The sequence below is a fragment of the Lysinibacillus sp. Y5S-8 genome (genome assembly GCF_036894365.1).
In the GTDB taxonomy this organism is placed as follows: Bacteria; Bacillota; Bacilli; order Bacillales_A; family Planococcaceae; genus Lysinibacillus; species Lysinibacillus fusiformis_D.
Map to the genome: position 1 here is coordinate 2,725,285 of NZ_CP145889.1, position 19,080 is coordinate 2,744,364.

The following is a 19,080-nucleotide window of genomic DNA, read 5'->3' on the forward strand; positions in this document are numbered from 1 at the left end:
TACAGTTTGGATGATTTACAAAATAAAAAACCTTACTCATAAGCTAGTTGTTTCTTTTCCCATGTTTGATAGACCATGCCGACTAGCTTTTGTTGTTGCTGCTGGTTCAATACTACATCTTTAAATTTCATCGCCTGAAGTGAGAATTGCTGCGTTTGTTCGTTGACAACAAATTGTAAGATAGCATGTCCTTTTACACCTTGAAACGTAATATCACCCGATAATTCAACAACTTGCTCCCCTGTTTTTGCTTGATAATAACGCCAGTACGGTTCAAAAAAAGCATAATTAAACGCATTTCGAACTGTGACATCTGAAAAATTCTCCAAATAGCCTTCTTTTACGGTATCAATATAATCATGGTCTGTTATATCTTTTTTTGCATTAAAGACATATCCTACAAGCACTCCCATAAAAACCACACAGAGAAATACGCGTAGATGATTTCCTAAACTCATGTCATCACGTCCCCTTTACGTAAAAACACCATCATTTACATAATACATCAAAATAATGACTTCAAGTAGAAATTATTCGAATAATGTAGCAATTACATTCATTTTCTATAAAACCTCTCCATGTACTTTAGCCCGAAAATAATCGATAGTATATTTACAGCTTATCTTCAGTTCGCTACTATCAGATTATTATGATAGAAAAGAGATGACTTGTTGTGCCTTTTGATTTAGATGTAAATATTTTAATGATCTTACTTCTTTTTGGTTTTTTAGCAGCATTTATTGATTCAGTGGTGGGAGGCGGTGGCCTTATTTCTTTACCAGCTCTTATGTTTGTTGGTCTTCCACCCTCTGCTGCAGTAGCAACAAATAAATTAGCAGGTACGATGGGATCACTGACTAGCACAGTGACATTTTATCGCTCTGGTAAGCTAGATATTAAAGCCGTCTATAAGTTATTCCCCTTTGTCTTTTTCGGCTCTATGTTAGGTGCTTGGATTGTCCACTTAATGGACCCCAGTGTTCTCAGGCCACTAATGCTGATAATGCTTGCAGCAGTGGCTATCTACACCATTTTCAAAAAAGACTGGGGAAGTATATCGAGCTATAAAACATTAACACCAAAACGTTATCTCATTTTTGTTATGGTGATCACACTAGTTGGATTTTATGATGGCTTTTTAGGTCCTGGAACAGGCTCATTTTTACTTTTTGCTTTTCTTATGGTTGGTTTTGACTTTTTACAATCAGCAGGAAATGCAAAATTTTTAAATTTTGGCAGTAATATAGCTGCCCTTCTTATGTTTATATACTTAGGACAAATAAATTATGCTTATGGTCTACCGATGGGACTTGCACAAATTGCAGGTGCTATTGTTGGCTCTAAATTTGCGATTAAACGCGGCAGTGGCTATGTACGTAAATTATTTATCGTTGTGACCATTCTATTACTCTTGAAAAATACATATGACTATTTTTCATAATCAGCATTATGCTTATGTATGCCGATACTATTGAAAGATAAAACTTATCTCAATCGAGGTAAGTTTTTTTCTTGGATTAAACTTTTTCCCTCTACTCGCACGTCTAGATAGTGTATACAATTTGACAATGTTAAAAAAGGAGCTTCTTTGGACATGAAAACAAGAAATGCATTTCAACATGAAGAGGTGTTTGTCCAATTCATTCGTGAACAAAAAGAGCGTTTTTATATGCTCGCGTATAGCTATACAAAAAATGAACAGGACGCACTAGATGTTGTACAGGACAGTATCCAAAAAGCCATGCTTTCATTAGATCGACTTGAAAATGTGACCTATATGAAAAGCTGGTTTTACAAAATAGTTGTCCGTACGGCCATTGATTTTTTGCGTAAGCATAAACGCTTACAAGTAACAGATGATGATACATTACAATATTTAACGCCAGCTCAAGAAGATGTTTATGAGAACGTAGACTTGGAGCATGCGTTGGATGAGCTCCCACAAATGTATCGTGAGGTTGTCATTCTCCATTATTTTGAGGATTTAAAGCTCGCTGACGTAGCGAACATCCTTGATATTAAGTTGAGTACAGCCAAATCGCGTCTTTATAAAGCGTTAAAACTATTGAAAATACAATTGGAAGATGTGAAGGGAGAAACTGCACATGGATAAAAAATTACAAGAATTAGAAAAACAATATATGGAGGTTCCTATTCCAAAGGAGCTAGACTTTGTGGTTGAAAGTGCACTAAAACAAGGTCGAAAAAAGAAAAAAAATCGCACACCACAATGGCTACTTGGATCAGCGGCTGCGGCTATGCTGTTTACAGCTAGTTTAAATGTTAGCCCTGCAATGGCACGAACACTTTCTGAAATCCCTGTTGTTGGTAGTGTGGTGAAAGTATTAACTTGGACTGAATATGAGGTGGCAGAAGATAATTATGATGCCAACATTCAAGTTCCTTCCATTGAAAATTTAGAGAATCAAGAGCTTGCCAATGCATTAAATGAAAAATATCGTGCAGAGGGGAAAGCCCTTTATGATAATTTTATTGCTGAGGTTGGAGATTTAAAAGCTAGTGGTGGTGGACATTTAGGTGTGGATAGCGGCTTTGAAATCAAAACAGATAATGACCAAATTTTATCGATTGGCCGTTATGTGGTGAATACAGTTGCTTCCTCTTCAACGGTCATGCAATACGATACAATCGACAAGCAAAATGAAATTTTAATTACACTACCAATGCTCTTTAAAGATCAACAATATGTTGAGACAATTAGTGAAAATATTAAGGAACAAATGCGTACACAAATTGCAGAATCTAATCAAGAAAAAATTTACTGGGTGAAAGGCGCAGGTCTTGCCGACGAAGAATTAATGGAAGCATTTACAACCATTAAACCAGATCAACCATTCTATATTTCAGATCAAGGGAAACTAGTGATTTCCTTCGATAAATACGAAGTAGCACCAGGCTATATGGGGGTTGTAGAATTTGAAATCCCAACAGATGTGCTAAAAGGAGATCTAGTTAGCACAAAATATATTCACTAATTGAGCTTACTATTCATAGGACGAGGTATTTGACGATTGAATCATCAAATACCTCGTTTTTTTCATGGGGTCATGCCATTTTTTGCTTATAAAAATGACTTTTTTTGTCTAAGCTAGTATGTATCAATCAATGTTAGAGGGTTTTCATCATGAAAGGTGTAGGATCAATCAGTATTTTACATGTCATCTTCCTATCTATGACTGTTATTGGCTTAAAAAACCATGTAACGATTATTCCCCCGCTGTTAGATGTAGCCAAAAGAGATGGTTGGCTATCGGTATTACTTGCTGGAGGAGTCATTTTCTTTTGGCTATTTCTATTAGTATATATTCAATCGAAGTCTAAACAGGAACCCATTCGAGACTGGTTAAACGAAAAAATCGGAAACATTGGCTCTTCTATTGTCATTTATACAATTGTCATTTTTATAATGATTATTACAGCTTTTACGATGGTTGAAACCTTGCAATGGGTTAACACAACATTTTTACCGCAAACACCTGTTATCATCCTATTATTTATCTATACCATTTTGTGTATTCTTCTGGTGACGACGAGCTTGCAGACAATTGTGATTTTAAATGTCTTTGTGTTATTCGGAGTTGTGGTATTTGGCTTTTTTGTCGCCTTTACCAACCTACAAGTAAAAGACTATGATTTATTACGACCGTTTTTTGAACATGGTTTCCAGCCAGTTTTTCGAGGCATGATTTTCCCAGCATCAGGGTTCATAGAGCTTTTAATGCTACTATTTTTACAACATCAATTTAAAGAACGAATTCGGTGGTATCACTTCGTCATTATGCTATCGATCTTAGTCGGACTCACATTAGGGCCATTAATTGGAGCCATTACCGAATTTGGACCAAGTGAAGCGGCTAAACAACGCTATCCTGCCTATGAAGAATGGGGTTTAGTGACAATCGGACGCTATATTGAACATCTAGACTTTTTCTCTATTTACCAATGGCTAACAGGGACCTTTATTCGCGTTAGCTTCCTTTTATATATCGTGGCAGATTTATTAAAAATGACTGGCAATCCGAAGCGAATATGGCAAATGCTTGCTCCTCCCTTCTTTATACTTTGCTTGCCACTCATTATGTTAAATGAAAATTTATTTTTAAAGGTAAAAGGAAATTATATCCTAACTTCTACGTTTATCTTTTTCTTTGCCCTGTCAATTTTTTTCGTAATCGTAGCTTTCTTGTCGGATAAATCTTCTAAAAAGGGGAAAACTGAAAAACAAGACATGAAAAGTGGTGAATCGTAATGCCTCAGCACGAGCAGGCGCTAGATCTTAGTACGCTCAGAAAATTATTTCAAAAATCGGCAGATATTCAATTTCAAGAATACACCTTTAATCAGCAAAAAGTACACTTCATTACATGTGATGCGATGATTGATCAACAAATGCTCAATGAAGTGATTATTGAACGTATTCAATATTTATTTGACCATTTGGATGAGGTCCCTCTTGAAGAGAATATTGCTAGGCATCTTCATATTCCGAGTATTCAAAAAATAGAAGACAAGGAACAGCTAATTACATTTGTTTATAGTGGTTTCCTGTTGCTGTATTTTAATGAAGATAATCTTTTATATGCTAGTAATATTGCGCATAAACCTAATCGTCAACCTGAAGAAACGCGCATGGAGGTTCTTGTTAAAGGACCGAGAGATAATTTCATTGAAGATATTCGCGTCAATATCGCACTGTTACGAAAACGATTGCCAACCAATTCCTTTTGTGTAGAAAAAATGGAGCTTGGGAAACGTTCAAAAACAACGGTTGCTATACTTTATTTTGATGATATTGTGGATATGGATATTTTACATGGGATCAAAAAGCAGCTTGCAGCCGTAGATACAGATATTGTATTTAGTGGTGATTTATTGATGGAACGGGTCAATAAAAATTCTAAGCTTTTTCCAAAGTTTGATTACACAGGGCGACCTGATTATGCCGTTCAAGCCTTAGCAAGAGGTCGATTTATAATTTTTGTTGATGGTGTTGCCTATGCTGTCATTACACCAGTTAATCTGTTTTTATTACTTAAATCGGCTGAGGATAATGAATATCCTATTATCTTTAGTTCCCTCGAACGATTATTAAGGATATCAGGTATTTTAATCGGCTTACTACTGCCTGCATTTTGGCTAGCTTTAACGACCTATCATCAAAATCAATTACCGTTACAGCTACTCGCAACCGTTGTGCAGGCTAAATCGGGCTTACCGCTCCCCTCTTCACTTGAAATGCTCTTGATGTTGCTAATGTTTGAATTGTTTCGTGAGGCAGGCTTACGTCTACCCTCTGTTATTGGTGGAACCATCAGTGTGGTAGGTGGATTAATTATCGGGGATGCTGCCATTCGAGCAGGGGTAACAAGTCCTGAAATGATCGTTGTGATTGCTATTTCTACCATTGCCTCTTTTACATTGGTCAATCAATCGCTTGTTACATCCGTTAGTATTTTAAGGATTGCCTTTATTTTTGCCAGTGCCTTTTTTGGACTGTTTGGCTTCTTCGTTTCATTATATTTAACACTCCTTTACCTATGTAATATTCGCATTTATGGCTACTCCTACATGAATCTGGCAACAGATTTAAATTGGGCTACCATTAAAAAATCCATCTTTCGTTTATCACCTAAGGGTTATACAGAGCGTAACAAAGCACTTGCTCCTCAGGATTATACACGAACATCAAAAGGTCACGAAAACAAAGAGTCCTAAAAACAAAGCAAATAGCATCCCTTCAAAAATGGTAGGGATGCTATTCTTTGTACACTCAAATAGTTTGTGCCCTTTCTTTGATACTGTCTAGCACGCTTTCCCAATGACGTTTCATTTCTTCTCGTACAGTCTGATCAGAAAGATGCTCTTGATGAAAGCTAATCGTCGTTTTATTTCGTTCTTTAGGTAGAATACGGATTTGTACAGTGGATGGTCTTGACCACGCTTCTTTTTGCCACGTGAGTCGAAGCTGCTCTAATGGTTTAACAATCCTGATTTCCCCTGTCCCTGTCTTTGAATGGTATTTATGCCCAGCTTCAAAAATAATCGTAGTACCTTCTCCTAACCAGGAATGTACTCCTTCTGCCGTCGTAATAAGCGCCCATGCTTGCTCCTGTGAAATTGGAAATGTCCTTCTAACCCCTACTTGAAATCCTACACTTTTTGTTTGACCAATGATTTGTTGGTTATCCATTACTTCACCTCATCTATTTCATCATTTTTACTAGTGATTGTTCTATTCGATTTATTTGCGTATTATTCCTTTCACAATTCAGAAATTTTGCTAACCTATCTAATCCCGCTTCAACATTACTAATTATTTCTATACTAAGTGTGCTTTTAATCAACGAGCTGAGGCCTTTTCATGATCAATAAAAAAAACCCAAGCTCAAAATCATTTGAGTACTTGAGCTATGCTTATTAAAACAAGAATTAGTCGTAATCATTCTCTTCTTCTATTTTTCGAATGACACCTGTCTTTGCATTTACTTCAACTTCATAAATCTTATTTTGAGCAGTCAAAATAAATATTTCATAGACCAAAGTCCCGTTTTCCATATCCATGCCATAATGTATGATTTGACCTGGTACTCTTTGTACAGCAATTTGCATGGCTTGTTGAAGACATATCCTTTGATTATTTGATGGCATAACCATTCAATCATCCTCGCCTTGCTACATAAACCTATACTATGCATGTATGTGTTTTTATGACAATGCTTGAGAATATTCCAACATTTTATCAACAGATGCATGCAAATGTGTCAATTAAAAAAGGGAGATTGTTTTAAAACAATCTCCCCATTTCTCTACGTTAGTTCAACAAAATCTTGTTGTCTGTTTTGTTCCGATTGTCCCTTACGAAATTGAATATGATGAAGCTTCGCAAAAAGTCCATTTTGAGCCACTAGCTCATCATATGTGCCATCTTCTTCAATACCGTTCGGTGTCACAACTAGCACGCGGTCTGCATTACGAATAGTTGCCAATCGGTGAGCAATAACTAATGTTGTGCGATTTTCAGCTAGCTCTGTTAACGATTGCTGGATAATCATTTCTGTTTCTGTATCTAATGCAGAAGTTGCCTCGTCTAAAATTAAGATCGGTGGGTTTTTCAGGAACATACGAGCAATTGCTAATCGTTGCTTTTGACCCCCAGATAATTTCAAGCCACGTTCACCAATTTGCGTGTCGTAGCCATCTGGCAACTCTGCTATAAATGATTGTAAATGGGCCTTTTTCGCTGCCTCTCGAATTTCTGCTTCACTTGCGTCTAATTTTCCGTACGCAATGTTTTCACGAATCGTCCCTGTAAATAAAAAGACGTCCTGCTGTACGATACCAATTTGAGCACGTAATGAATCCTGCGTCATATTGCGAATATCAATACCATCTATCGTAATAGCACCTTCTGTCACCTCGTAAAATCGAGGAATTAACGAACAAATCGTTGTTTTACCTGCACCTGATTGTCCAACAAAGGCAATGGTTTGTCCGGCTTTTACATTAAATGATAGATCACGTAAAACCTGTTTCGATGCATCATAATTAAAATGAACATTGTTGAATGCGATATCACCTGCTAAGTGCTTGATGACCTTGGCATCCTCACGATCTTGAATTTCTGGCTCCTGCTCAATTAATTCACGGAAGCGCTTAAAGCCAGCCATCCCCTTAGGATAAAGCTCTAATAATGCACTAATTTTATCGATCGGTTTAATCAAGACATTCGTATATAAGACAAAGCTTACTAGTTCACCGTAAGAAAGCTTTCCATTAAAGCTTAACCAAGCACCGACAACAAGTACCACTAATGTTAAAAGGCGTGTCATCATGTAGATACTGGAGTGTGTTCCTGCCATTATTTTATAGGCATATAATTTTGCCGCACGGAAAAATCCATTCTGTTCTTTAAATCGGCTAATTTCAAAAGCTTCATTAGTAAAGGATTTCACGACGCGCACACCGGATACACTGTCCTCCACACGTCCATTGACATCAGCAATTTTGCCGTACATTGTTTTCCATGCATTATTCATTTTGACATTACTAAAGGTCACTAGCCATGTTAAAAACGGCACCATAATCACTGCAATCAAAGCGAGTGTTGGGTTCACATTAAACATAATAGCAAAGGCCCCAACAAATGTCATAATCGCTATAAATAAATCCTCTGGCCCGTGATGAGCAAACTCCCCTATATCAAATAAATCGTTAGTAATACGACTCATAATATGACCTGTTTTTGTATTATCAAAGAAACGGAATGATTGTCTTTGTACATGTGTAAATAATTCCTGTCGCATATCTGTTTCAATATTAATGCCAAGTTTATGGCCTAAATAGTTGACGATAAAGTTCAAAAAAGTACTAATGGCATATACAAGCAGCAATAACACACTCACTTTTACAATCATGCCCCAATCGCCTGATGGCAACAGTTCATCGATAAACCACTGTACAGCTAACGGAAAGGCAAGCTCTAAAATGGCTACAATAATAGCACTCGAAAAATCGATGACAAACAATCGTTTATGTGGCTTGTAATAGGAAAAAAATTCTCTATACATGTTTGTCTCCTTTCTAAGTTGTAAAAATTTCGCCTATCTTTTAATAGTACCATTTGTGCAAAGGTAACGGAAAAGTATTTTTTCCCCATAGCAGTATATTTTTATTTACTTTCATTTTGTCACATGCTATTATAAAAGTAAGAATTGAATAGCTTTTGACTTTATTGTCAAAGGGGAGTAGCTAGCAGATGCGATCGATGCATCTGATTTCACATTCGTCATTACATGGTATCTTACCATCGGGTGTGTTGGCATTTTTTGTCACACAGAATTTATTCTGTGGAATGAACAGTTAATTGCTTAGCAAGACCTTTGCCTGTTTTTTAGGCAGAGGTCTTTTTCTTTTGCTTAAAATAGGGAAAGAATAAGTTAGCAAGCCATTCATTTCTGTTCAACAATTAAAGGAGGAAATACATTTGGAGGCAATTATTTTAGAATACGCATGGGTACTTGTCGTATTAATCGTACTAGAAGGTTTGTTAGCTGCTGACAATGCTGTCGTAATGGCTGTTATGGTTAAGCATTTACCTAAAGCTCAACAACAAAAAGCTTTATTATATGGATTAGTTGGGGCATTTATTTTCCGCTTTGCCGCACTATTCCTTATTACAACACTCGTTAATTTCTGGCAAATTCAGGCAATTGGTGCTGCTTATTTATTGTTTATGTCAATAAAGCATATTTATGATTCCCGGAAAGCCTCGCAAAACTCCGAGGAAGTACAAGAGCCTAAAAAGAAATCTGGCTTCTGGATGACGGTTGTAAAAGTAGAGCTTGCTGATATTGCATTTGCAGTAGACTCTATTTTAGCAGCGGTAGCGATTGCTGTCACACTACCACATATCGGTGATTTTGATATCGGTGGCATTAATGCAGGTCAGTTCGCTGTTATGTTCTTAGGTGGTATTATTGGTGTGATCATGATGCGTTTCGCAGCTCGTTGGTTTGTGAAAGTTCTTGATAAATTCCCATCACTTGAAACAGCTGCCTTTCTAATTGTTGGTTGGGTTGGTGTGAAACTAGCTGTGTTAACACTGGCACATGAGAAATTGGGCGTGATTCCACATGAATTCCCGCACTCGACTATTTGGAAAGCAATTTTCTGGATTGTTTTAGTTGCTATCGCACTTGGTGGCTACTTAATCGGTGTCAAAAACCAAAAGAAACAAGAACAATAAGACAAAAAACATCGCTTCGATTCATGTCGAGGCGATGTTTTCGTATTTCCTTTAAAGGAAAGCGTACAAATTCTCTAATTGAGAACGAATATCAATTAACTTTTGCACTATTTGCCTCGAAAATTAAATTTTTTGTATGTAACCCCCTTTACACTGTATACTAGTAAAGAAGTCATTTACTGCAAAAGGAGGAAAACTTTTATGTTATCTGAAAAACTACACACAGCTCTTAACGAACAAATGAATTTTGAATTTTACTCTGCCCATGCTTATATGGCAATGGCAGCCTATTGCACAGACCAAGATTATGATGGCTTCGCTAACTTCTTTTTAGTCCAAGCCGAAGAAGAACGCTTCCATGCCATGAAATTTTATAATTTCTTAAGTGATATGGGCTATCGTGCAACAATACAAGGCTTTGAAAGCCCAGGTAATCATTTTGATTCGATTTTAGACGCCTTTAAAACAGCTCTATCACACGAAAAAGAAGTAACACGACGCATTTACAATTTATCAGACATTGCTTTAGATGAACGTGAGCATGCGACTATGGCATTCTTAAAATGGTTTATCGATGAGCAGGTAGAGGAAGAATCAACATTCGATACATTAATCCGCAAAATTGAGCGTATTGAAAATGACTCCAATGCTATCTTTATGCTAGATGCAGAATTAGCTTCGCGTACATTTACACCTGATGCTGAAGCATAAAACATAGTTTTAAAAAAAATCATGAATCATAGCTAAGAAATGACAAAAGCTACGAAGTTTCATCATAGAAGCTTCGTAGCTTAATTTTTGTACTATAGACAGCTAATTCTGTAGGTGATCGTAATAAAAATTATAATCTGCATAAAAAAGAAACGTCAAAAATCAACGTTTCTCTTTTCTTAATTATGATTGTTTAGGCTCTCGAACTTCTCCATCAAATGCAGCTCGATAAATAGCATAGATATCTTCTCGTTCTAGTAGCATCGGACTTCGTGCTAAAATTCTTGTTTGTTTCGTTGCATCATCCGTTAATTGTTCTAAGGCTTGTTCTGGTATATTAAATCCCTTTAATGTTGAAGGAATATTAACATCTTGAACGAGTTTTTGTAATGCGTCGACGCATTTATAGGAAGCCTCTTCTTGCGATAAATAAGCAGATGCTATACCCATTGCATCTAAAATATCTTTCAGACGTTTTTCACAGCTTTGACGAATATAGCCCATAACATATGGTAATAGAACTGCATTGGAATCACCATGTGCAATATGGAATTGGCCGCCAAGTGGATAGGCTAACGCATGGACACCTGCTACACCAGCATTGAAGAATGCCAAGCCTGCTAAATAGCTGCCATAGCTCATATCTGTTCGAGCCTGCTTATCTTGCCCCTCATGGACAGCCGTTCGAATCGAATGACTAATTAATCGAATAGCTTGCAGGGCAAGGGCATCTGTTACCTCGTTCGCATTTACTGATACATAAGCTTCAATTGCATGTGTGAGGGCATCCACACCTGTAGCAGCCGTTACCTTTGGTGGTAAAGAAATCGTTAAAGCTGGATCTACAATCGCTACATCTGCTAATAAATAATCATGTGTTACGACATCCTTCGTTGTGTCGAGTGATAGCACAGAGATATTTGTTACCTCTGAGCCTGTCCCAGAAGTAGTTGGAATTAAGATCTTGGGCAGCCCTTTATTGTCCAATGTTTTTGTCCCTGTTAAGTTTAAATAATCTGCGACTTGTCCCTCATGTGTTGCTAATACAGCAGCGAGCTTTGCTAAATCTAGCGCACTTCCCCCACCTACACCAATGACTAAATCGAACTGATGATTTCGAGTAAAATCTACAAGCTTTTCGCCAATGGCAAGCGGTGGCTCTGGTGCAATTTCCGTATAAATAGTGGTTGTATAACCCTTTTCAATTAAAGGTTTTTCAACATGATCTGTTAACCCTATTTCTTTTAATAATGGATCTGTCACAATCAAAATATTGCGCGCGTTAAATTTCTCTACCTCTATTAGGAGCTGACTTAAGCTTCCCCAGCCGGTATAGCTTGTAGGCGTAAAGGTTAATTTATGCATGGCTTCTCTACTCCTATCTATTCATAATAACCTTCTGTTGATTTTCTAAATGATTTAAATTGGACAGGATCATGGCCAAACCATACTTGTGAATTCGTTTCATTTGCTAATCTTCGAATCCGTTCAACCGTCGCATTATAGCCTACAGAGTCATAGATAATGCCTGGTGGCTTAACAGGAGGGCCAAAGCTTTCAGCCGTATAAATAGCATCCGAGGCTAAAATGATGCCTCCTGTATCGGGCATCTGTATATGCAAACCGAGCATACCCCAAGCATGGCCACTACCAAAATTCAATACTTGTATTCCTTCTGCTAGCTTCACTTGATCCTCACCACGCTTGATTAGACGCCATTGTAGATTGTTTTTAATCCACATATCAATGTCACCCCAAACATACGCACCGTCTTTGACGTTTCGTGCATAGGTTTGTAATGTACCGTTAAATTCGTCTTCTTGCACAATAATTGTTGCATTTGTGAACAATTCTAAGCAGCCTGCATGGTCGAGATGCAAATGGGATGCGACAACATATTTGATGTCCTCTGGACGAACGTTTAATTCTTCTAAGCGATGATGCAAATAGCATTCTTCTGGCATATTAATAGGAAATGCCTTTTGCGTAAATTCACCCCAACGGCCTTCTGGCCCCATAGAATTTGGATTACACGCTGTATCAAAGAGAATTTTACCCTCTGGATGGTCAATCAGCACTGTATAAACAGGGAATTCCACAAATTCATTTGGTTGGTTTGGATGATCGATCGTTGCTGGATTATGCATGGCAATCATATAGTTTTTATCCATTCGCATCGTACCATTGTCCATTACATACAATTTTGGGTGTTGTTTGATCATTTTCATGTTTCCCATCTCCATTCGTTATTATTGGTTATTCCAAATTACTAGCTTCATTTCCGTCATTTCCTCTATTGCATATTTAATGCCCTCACGACCTGTGCCACTTTCCTTCACACCACCGTATGGCATATGATCTACACGATACGTCGGAACATCATTAATAATGACACCGCCAACCTGTAATGATTTCGTAGCTTGGAAAGCAATCTCAATAGAAGGTGTAAAAATTCCTGCCTGTAAGCCATAATGGGAATCATTGATAGCTGCTATCGCATCCTCTATCGATGAGACTGTATTTACCGTAACGACAGGTGCAAAGATTTCCTCACAGGACACACGGCTCTGTGGTTGAGCATTATATAAAACAGTAGGTAATAAAATATGATTCTCAATGTGACCACCAGTTATAATCTGTGCCCCTTCCGCAACCGCCTCTTTAATCCATTGATAGGCACGCTGTTGTTCATCTCGTGAAATCATCGTCGCTAAATCCGTCTTGCTGTCCAGTGGATCACCAATTATTAGCTGTTCTATTTTTACTTTCAGCAGCGATAAAAATTCGTGAATCATACTCTCCATAACATAAATACGCTGCAATGAAATACACACTTGACCTTGATTTGAAAAAGCTCCCATCACAATCCGATCCATTATACGGTCGAGTTGGACTCCTTCATCAATAATAACGCCTGCATTCGAGCCTAATTCTAATGTTACTTTTTTCAAACCAGCTCGATTACGTAAGGAAATGCCTACTGCAGGGCTTCCCGTAAACGTTATCATTTTAACGTGTGGGTGTGCTAAAAACATATCCCCTACTAATTTGCCTTGTCCAGTTACAAGATTAAATGCTCCTGCTGGTAAATTGGTTTGGGCTAATAACTTGGCTAAAAAATGAGCAGATAATGCTGTTTGTGTGGCAGGCTTCAACACAATGGTATTGCCTGCCGCTAACGCCGGCCCTACTTTATGGGCTACTAGATTTTGCGGAAAGTTAAATGGCGTAATCGCTGCCACTACACCAATTGGTTCCCTTAATGTATAGGCAAAACGCCCCTCTCCATTTTTCGAGGCATCCATCGGAATCATCTCACCCGTAAGTCGCTTCGCTTCTTCAGCCGCAAATTTATAGGTTTCAATGGTGCGATCAATTTCTGCATAGGCATACTTTAACGGCTTCGCTGATTCCAATGAAATAATGTTTGCTGCTTCTTCCCGATGTTCCGCAAACAGCGTGGCTAAATGTTCCAATATCTCCGCGCGTTGAAAAGCGGTTAAAGCAGCCATTTGGGGAGCTGCAGCCTGCGCACTTTCAATGGCCTCCTGTACATTCTGTTCAGTAGCCATCGCGAATTGTGCAATCACTTCCTGTGAGTAAGGGGCTTGCACCTCCATCCAGTCAGCGGTCATCTTCCATTCCCCGTTGATCCATAAGCCCTTTTTCAAAACTTGTGTCACTCCTTCCGTTATGGTTACGTATTCATTTCAGAAAATAAAGAAATGAATACGTAACCATTTTGGTGTAAAAAACAAACTGACATTACATCAGTTCATTTTTACACGTTGTATTTCTTGGGAAAAGTTTAACAGACTCTGTTTGCTGGATGCAAGTACTTTTTTTTTCCATGATCTCAAATAATTTTTCGATGGCCATAAAACCAAGGTTTTCCCCTGTGGTTAAACCAACTGTTGTTAAAGCAATAGAATGATGTTTACTCAGCTCGACATTATCAATACCTATGACATTAAAATCCTTCGGAACCTGAAAGCCTCTTTCCAAACAAAGATTTAATATTTCAATAGCGATAGCATCTGTAGCTGCGCAAATAGCTGTTGGTCTACTATCGAGTTGTAAAAGTTCCTCAAAGGCACGTTCAATATCCTTTTTATTAGTGTTCGTTAAAAAAGTAGGCACGGCTTTAATCTCTATCCCATGTTCCTTTAAGGCCTGTTCAAATCCCTGATAGCGCCCATAAAAGGTACTCATTTGATGGGGCCCACCTATCCAGCATAAGGATTGATGCCCTAACGATAAAACATGATTGGCTGCAAGATAACCAGCATGCACATTATCAATCTCTACAAAATGTCTATTTTCTTGATGCTTACGATTAAACATAATAAATGGGATGCCTAGTTTTTCTAGTTTAAAAAACAAATCATCTTGATACAGCATAGAAGATAAAATGATCGCGTCTGCTTTCGTTTCCAAAACCGCATTATAAATTGAATGTAAATTATCCTCTGTACCAAAATAGACATTGACTTTATAGCCACGTGCATTAACATAATTCACGATTGCTGTTGTTGTATCAACAAAAAAAGGGTTGTGTAACGGCCCCGAAATCAATGTTATAATGCCTGTTTTTTTCTGAACAAGCGATCTTGCTATATCATTTGGCACATAGTTTAGTTCCTCAATCGCCTTCATTACTTTTTCAATTGTTTTTGGCTTTACCAGCTCTGGCGTATTCAACACCCTAGACACGGTTGTTTGTGAGACACCAGCATGCTTTGCCACATCTTTTGAAGATACCAAAAAAACCACCCATTTCATCATTGTAAAGCTATATTATAGCATTTATAGCATAATGGTAATAGTGATGACCAATTATTGGTTTAGCCCTTTCGTTCATAGGGTTTAGCTGCTTCACTCGCTTTAAAATTGTAGACGGGTTGAATGACTTTTACTATATCCACTGTTTCCCCAATAGCAGCTGTAATTTCTGCCATTGGCTTATAGGCCATTGGTGCCTCATCCAATGTTTCTTCGTTAACAGATGTTGTCCAAACCCCTTTCATCGTGTCTTTAAAATCTTCCATATTCAACGCTTTTTTAGCCGCTCGACGTGAGAACATGCGCCCTGCTCCATGCGGTGCTGAATAATTCCATTCTGCATTGCCCTTCCCAATACAAATAAGAGAACCGTCTCGCATATTCATAGGGATGACAAGCTTTTCTCCTTTATTAGCACGAACAGCTCCCTTACGAAGGGTCATTGTTTCTGTCTCAATATAGTTATGGATCGTATCAAAGGTATCTACAAAATGCCAATCCATCTGTTTAGCAATCGTTTCTGCAATCGTCCAACGATTCATACGTGCAAACTGCTGTGCAATCTTCATATCGTGAATATAGTCGTGGAAAGCTTCACCTTCTAAATAGGCTAAATCTTTCGGAACTGGTGGGTTTTGTTCCTTATAGGCTTGAATCATCGTTTGAATCTCCTGTTCCCGTCCTTGCTGCTTAAGCTCTACTATCTTTTCAGTCAAATCTTGTCGACGCAAATTTTCATATGCTCTCTTTTGATGCCAATTGGCAACCTTTGCCCCTACATACCGTGAACCTGTATGGATTAATAAATAGTAATGATTGTCTTCATCCTTTGCCAATTCAATGAAATGATTGCCTCCACCAAGTGTCCCTAATGATAGGTTGGTATAGTCATCTTTCAAGCCGCTTGCTCGAAATTGTTTACCTTCAAACTCTAAAAAATGTCGATTTGGTGATACTTCTTGATGAATGTCCTGCCCACTTGGTATATGTGTTCGAATAATGGTATCGAGCTTTTCATAATCCACTGTCGATACATTTAATTGAGCGACTAATACACCACAGCCTACATCTACACCGACAAGATTTGGTACAACACGATCCTGTAATTGAATGGTTGTGCCAATAACACAACCTTTCCCCGCATGATAATCTGGCATAATCCGTACCTTAGTACCTGCCATGAAAGCCTGATCTGTCAGCTCTTGAATTTGCTCGATGGCAGTTTGCAATGCTGTTTGTGCATAAATTTTGGCCTCTGTGTAACGACCTTTAATGTCAATCATGTCTATCCCTCCTTCCTATTTATACGTAAAAATGGAATGAAATGTTTCGTAGTGTTGAAAAACAAAACCATCCATAGCATTTTTGTGAAGGGTGAAAATGGGTTTCCGTTGCAGGCTACTTGCTTTCCACTCCATAAAAATGTTTCTTTTTAGCAAAGGTTTTCAAATAAAGTGAAGGGTATTCACTACTCTTTATGGAGGGGTGTTGTCATTCATCATTTCTCCATATTGAAAATAAGAGACTATCCTTTCTCTAATCATACAAATAATGGGCTGTTTTGTTCCCTACGGCTCGGATAAAAGATAAGAAACAGACACTTTTGCACATGGTGAGTGAAGCGGCTCATCGAACGCTCCCTGAAAAGACGCAAACCAGAACGGAAATCAATCCCTCGCCTTTCAAAATGGCTGTTGCTGCCGTTGACATCATCTTTTCTCAACAACATGAAACGTTCTAAAAGATTATACTTTTAGAACGTTTTGCGAAGGCTTATTCTTCATACTGAATAGCTAATTTCTTTGGTATTTCTGGTATATCGTTTGATTTTACATCTTCTTCTTTTAACGTAAGCCTTTGTAGTGCGTACTTTTCTTGCACATCAAAAGGTATTGCAATACTTTCCATTTTATTATGCATTTGACTTCGTGCAAGTAAGCCTTTGTTGGATAAATCAATAGCTAGAATAGCCTGAACAGCTTCCTCTAGCATTTCAAGATCCTTCGTTTTCAGCGGCATTTGCTCGTTCATTAAAAATGGTTGGAGCTGCTCTTTAATATAACCCTGCGCTTCGATTAAGCAAGAAAATTCGTTTAACTTTTCAGCATAACGCTTTAATTGGCGCTTCTCTTTTGCACGTTGTTGATTTAATTCTTGTACTTTTTGTTCAATACGGTGCATACGCTCTTTCACTAAATCCACTAAATAGGCTTGTATACCTTGCATCATTTGTAATACAGTGGCTTCCGCTTGCTGTACTTTGTCATATTGAGCGACACAATCCAATTGCTGCTCATTTAATTTTTGGACTCGCTCTTTGAAAAACTCATTTTGTGTATGCTGACCAAAAATAGCTTTCATAAGCCCTTTGCCATGAATTTTTTTATGTTGCGCATCCAAACGCTCATATTCACGGGAATATTCACTATGCATGTTGCGGTATTCCCGTAACATTTGTTGATAATACACAGCCATTTCAGTAAACTCTTCCACCTTGTCATCCTGTAAATAATCATGTTGCGAGATCGTTTGTAATAGCTGATATAATGTTTGAACTTGTTTAAATGTATTCGCTACCTGCTCGTATTCTTGCTCATATTCTTTAACAATTGCTAAATCCCGTTGATAGCGAGAAAATTCATATTGGGTATCGCCTGCATATTTCTCAATATTCTCAACAGCAGATTGAAATGGATCACGTTGTGGAATTACGGTTAATTCGAAGCGGAATCGTTCAAGCCATTGCAAGAAGCGGATTAAGATGGCGTAGGTTTTTTTATCACTATTTTCAGCCACACGATGGATGTGGGCAATTAAATGATCGTACTGGCTTTTTTGCCAAAGCTCCTGGTTGTCCGTTTGTTTGGCTTCTAGTGCATCGGTTGCTGAAACCGCTACAAAATCACTCATTAAATGACCAATACGTTGTTGTTCTGAGCTCATAAATGCTGTAGCATGCTCATCGATGTCAATGCCATTGATGACACATAAAGGTTCTACCCCTTTATTTTTTAATGCATCGATCAATAATAGTTCGGCATCAATCGCCATAGAACCCGCACGCAGCACCCAGAAAATTTCATCGACACGGTTCATAAGCGCTTCTGAGAAATAAGCCATTTCGCCTCCACCTGCTTCTAATGAGACAGAGTCGATAATAGTTACCGATTTTAATAAATCATTTTTCAAATAGACTTCAAGATAATCTAAATGTTCCCGTAAAATCTGAGAGGCAAACGTATCACCAGTTGTCAGTAGCTCTAGTTTACTCATATCAAATATAGCTACAACGCCATCTAAAAAATAGGCTTTAATCTCTTCTTGTTCACCGTAGCGTATAAATGTATTCACACCTGTTGGATGCTGATCATCAACTGATAATATTTCACGTCCAAGAAGTCCATTGACAAGTGTCGTTTTGCCCACTCGCTCTTTTCCGACTACTAAGATCATCGTTTGGTTATTGGCATCTTGAATAATCCGATTTAAATGTTTCGCTGTATCTTTCACATATGTATTTTGCACAATGATGCCATACAAATGTCGCAGGTGATCAACAAATTGTGGCAAAATATTATTCGCTGAGGTTGTATATTCGATTGGCGTGTTGTCAATGTTCGTCATCCTCAAAACCTCTTTTCGTATGTATCTATAAAACCATTATAAAGGAAACCATGGCTTTTCTAATACATGGATTGATGAAAAGAGGACAATGTACTTAGGTTATTATATAGTAAATAGGAATTCATCCTTATACTTATTCGATATCTGCTCCATATATGAGCGGTTACTCGGACTAAAGGGAACAGCGTACCCCTCTG

Annotated in this window: 17 protein-coding genes; 7 read left to right on the forward strand and 10 right to left on the reverse strand. The window is 37.9% G+C overall.

Features of this window, described 5'->3' with window-relative positions; genetic code table 11:
- Nucleotides 1-32 precede the first annotated feature (32 nt).
- The gene (locus tag V6670_RS13240) at nt 33-458 is read right to left on the reverse strand and encodes a hypothetical protein (RefSeq protein WP_141903696.1); all 426 of its coding nucleotides are present in this window, start codon (nt 456-458) and stop codon (nt 33-35) included.
- A 215-nt stretch (nt 459-673) separates the two neighbouring features.
- Between V6670_RS13240 and V6670_RS13245 the strand changes: the two genes are divergently transcribed.
- The 5 genes from V6670_RS13245 (at nt 674) to V6670_RS13265 (ending at nt 5,736) form a co-directional block, all read left to right on the forward strand.
- Nucleotides 674-1,441, forward strand: a complete 768-nt coding sequence (locus tag V6670_RS13245; RefSeq protein WP_338651384.1) for a TSUP family transporter — start codon at nt 674-676, stop codon at nt 1,439-1,441.
- A 153-nt stretch (nt 1,442-1,594) separates the two neighbouring features.
- Nucleotides 1,595-2,113: a sigma-70 family RNA polymerase sigma factor gene (locus V6670_RS13250; RefSeq protein ID WP_036123541.1), complete on the forward strand. Its 519-nt coding sequence runs from the start codon at nt 1,595-1,597 to the stop codon at nt 2,111-2,113.
- Complete coding sequence (locus V6670_RS13255) at nt 2,106-2,996, forward strand: RsiV family protein (protein WP_338651385.1); 891 nt, start codon at nt 2,106-2,108, stop codon at nt 2,994-2,996. The genes V6670_RS13250 and V6670_RS13255 overlap by 8 nt, the downstream gene beginning before the upstream one ends.
- 149 nt (nt 2,997-3,145) lie before the next feature.
- Nucleotides 3,146-4,270 carry an endospore germination permease gene (locus V6670_RS13260; protein ID WP_036123536.1) on the forward strand — a complete coding sequence of 375 codons (1,125 nt, stop codon included), beginning with the start codon at nt 3,146-3,148 and terminating at the stop codon, nt 4,268-4,270.
- Complete coding sequence (locus V6670_RS13265) at nt 4,270-5,736, forward strand: spore germination protein (protein ID WP_141903692.1); 1,467 nt, start codon at nt 4,270-4,272, stop codon at nt 5,734-5,736. Before V6670_RS13260 ends, V6670_RS13265 begins: the two co-directional genes overlap by 1 nt.
- 55 nt (nt 5,737-5,791) lie before the next feature.
- Here the strand turns inward: V6670_RS13265 and V6670_RS13270 are convergent, their stop codons facing one another.
- From V6670_RS13270 to V6670_RS13280, 3 genes are all read right to left on the reverse strand, one after another.
- Nucleotides 5,792-6,211 carry an SRPBCC domain-containing protein gene (locus V6670_RS13270; RefSeq protein ID WP_141903691.1) on the reverse strand — a complete coding sequence of 140 codons (420 nt, stop codon included), beginning with the start codon at nt 6,209-6,211 and terminating at the stop codon, nt 5,792-5,794.
- A 239-nt stretch (nt 6,212-6,450) separates the two neighbouring features.
- Nucleotides 6,451-6,675 carry a PepSY domain-containing protein gene (locus V6670_RS13275; RefSeq protein WP_141903690.1) on the reverse strand — a complete coding sequence of 75 codons (225 nt, stop codon included), beginning with the start codon at nt 6,673-6,675 and terminating at the stop codon, nt 6,451-6,453.
- Nucleotides 6,676-6,827: 152 nt separating this feature from the next.
- Entirely contained in the window at nt 6,828-8,588 is a 1,761-nt protein-coding gene (locus tag V6670_RS13280; protein WP_141903689.1) for an ABC transporter ATP-binding protein, read from the reverse strand.
- Nucleotides 8,589-9,004: 416 nt separating this feature from the next.
- On the opposite strand from V6670_RS13280, the gene V6670_RS13285 reads away from it, so the two are divergent.
- Together V6670_RS13285 and V6670_RS13290 are read left to right on the forward strand one after the other, a co-directional pair.
- Nucleotides 9,005-9,766 carry a TerC family protein gene (locus V6670_RS13285; protein ID WP_036123522.1) on the forward strand — a complete coding sequence of 254 codons (762 nt, stop codon included), beginning with the start codon at nt 9,005-9,007 and terminating at the stop codon, nt 9,764-9,766.
- A 201-nt stretch (nt 9,767-9,967) separates the two neighbouring features.
- Nucleotides 9,968-10,477, forward strand: coding sequence for a ferritin (locus tag V6670_RS13290; RefSeq protein ID WP_036123519.1), 510 nt, complete (start codon nt 9,968-9,970; stop codon nt 10,475-10,477).
- Between the two features lie 183 nt (nt 10,478-10,660).
- Here the strand turns inward: V6670_RS13290 and V6670_RS13295 are convergent, their stop codons facing one another.
- From V6670_RS13295 to V6670_RS13320, 6 genes are all read right to left on the reverse strand, one after another.
- The gene (locus V6670_RS13295; protein ID WP_141903688.1) at nt 10,661-11,842 is read right to left on the reverse strand and encodes an iron-containing alcohol dehydrogenase; all 1,182 of its coding nucleotides are present in this window, start codon (nt 11,840-11,842) and stop codon (nt 10,661-10,663) included.
- A 17-nt stretch (nt 11,843-11,859) separates the two neighbouring features.
- Nucleotides 11,860-12,714 (reverse strand): N-acyl homoserine lactonase family protein, encoded by an 855-nt coding sequence (locus tag V6670_RS13300; RefSeq protein ID WP_058844592.1) that lies wholly within the window; start codon nt 12,712-12,714, stop codon nt 11,860-11,862.
- Nucleotides 12,715-12,726: 12 nt separating this feature from the next.
- Nucleotides 12,727-14,148: an aldehyde dehydrogenase family protein gene (locus tag V6670_RS13305; RefSeq protein WP_338651387.1), complete on the reverse strand. Its 1,422-nt coding sequence runs from the start codon at nt 14,146-14,148 to the stop codon at nt 12,727-12,729.
- 94 nt (nt 14,149-14,242) lie between these two features.
- The gene (locus V6670_RS13310; RefSeq protein ID WP_338651388.1) at nt 14,243-15,262 is read right to left on the reverse strand and encodes a LacI family DNA-binding transcriptional regulator; all 1,020 of its coding nucleotides are present in this window, start codon (nt 15,260-15,262) and stop codon (nt 14,243-14,245) included.
- Between the two features lie 59 nt (nt 15,263-15,321).
- The gene (locus tag V6670_RS13315) at nt 15,322-16,542 is read right to left on the reverse strand and encodes an RtcB family protein (protein ID WP_141903686.1); all 1,221 of its coding nucleotides are present in this window, start codon (nt 16,540-16,542) and stop codon (nt 15,322-15,324) included.
- Between the two features lie 490 nt (nt 16,543-17,032).
- Nucleotides 17,033-18,883 (reverse strand): dynamin family protein, encoded by a 1,851-nt coding sequence (locus tag V6670_RS13320; protein WP_141903685.1) that lies wholly within the window; start codon nt 18,881-18,883, stop codon nt 17,033-17,035.
- Between the last annotated feature and the right edge of the window lie 197 nt (nt 18,884-19,080).

Bases quoted from the DNA above. Each gene is read 5' to 3' on its own strand.
- V6670_RS13290 (WP_036123519.1), top strand. From the start codon at position 9,968: ATGTTATCTGAAAAACTACACACAGCTCTTAACGAACAAATGAATTTT.
- V6670_RS13280 (WP_141903689.1), bottom strand. From the start codon at position 8,588: ATGTATAGAGAATTTTTTTCCTATTACAAGCCACATAAACGATTGTTT.
- V6670_RS13275 (WP_141903690.1), bottom strand. From the start codon at position 6,675: ATGGTTATGCCATCAAATAATCAAAGGATATGTCTTCAACAAGCCATG.
- V6670_RS13320 (WP_141903685.1), bottom strand. From the start codon at position 18,883: ATGACGAACATTGACAACACGCCAATCGAATATACAACCTCAGCGAAT.
- V6670_RS13270 (WP_141903691.1), bottom strand. From the start codon at position 6,211: ATGGATAACCAACAAATCATTGGTCAAACAAAAAGTGTAGGATTTCAA.
- V6670_RS13250 (WP_036123541.1), top strand. From the start codon at position 1,595: ATGAAAACAAGAAATGCATTTCAACATGAAGAGGTGTTTGTCCAATTC.
- V6670_RS13260 (WP_036123536.1), top strand. From the start codon at position 3,146: ATGAAAGGTGTAGGATCAATCAGTATTTTACATGTCATCTTCCTATCT.
- V6670_RS13265 (WP_141903692.1), top strand. From the start codon at position 4,270: ATGCCTCAGCACGAGCAGGCGCTAGATCTTAGTACGCTCAGAAAATTA.
- V6670_RS13315 (WP_141903686.1), bottom strand. From the start codon at position 16,542: ATGATTGACATTAAAGGTCGTTACACAGAGGCCAAAATTTATGCACAA.
- V6670_RS13240 (WP_141903696.1), bottom strand. From the start codon at position 458: ATGAGTTTAGGAAATCATCTACGCGTATTTCTCTGTGTGGTTTTTATG.
- V6670_RS13300 (WP_058844592.1), bottom strand. From the start codon at position 12,714: ATGGGAAACATGAAAATGATCAAACAACACCCAAAATTGTATGTAATG.
- V6670_RS13255 (WP_338651385.1), top strand. From the start codon at position 2,106: ATGGATAAAAAATTACAAGAATTAGAAAAACAATATATGGAGGTTCCT.
- V6670_RS13310 (WP_338651388.1), bottom strand. From the start codon at position 15,262: ATGATGAAATGGGTGGTTTTTTTGGTATCTTCAAAAGATGTGGCAAAG.
- V6670_RS13295 (WP_141903688.1), bottom strand. From the start codon at position 11,842: ATGCATAAATTAACCTTTACGCCTACAAGCTATACCGGCTGGGGAAGC.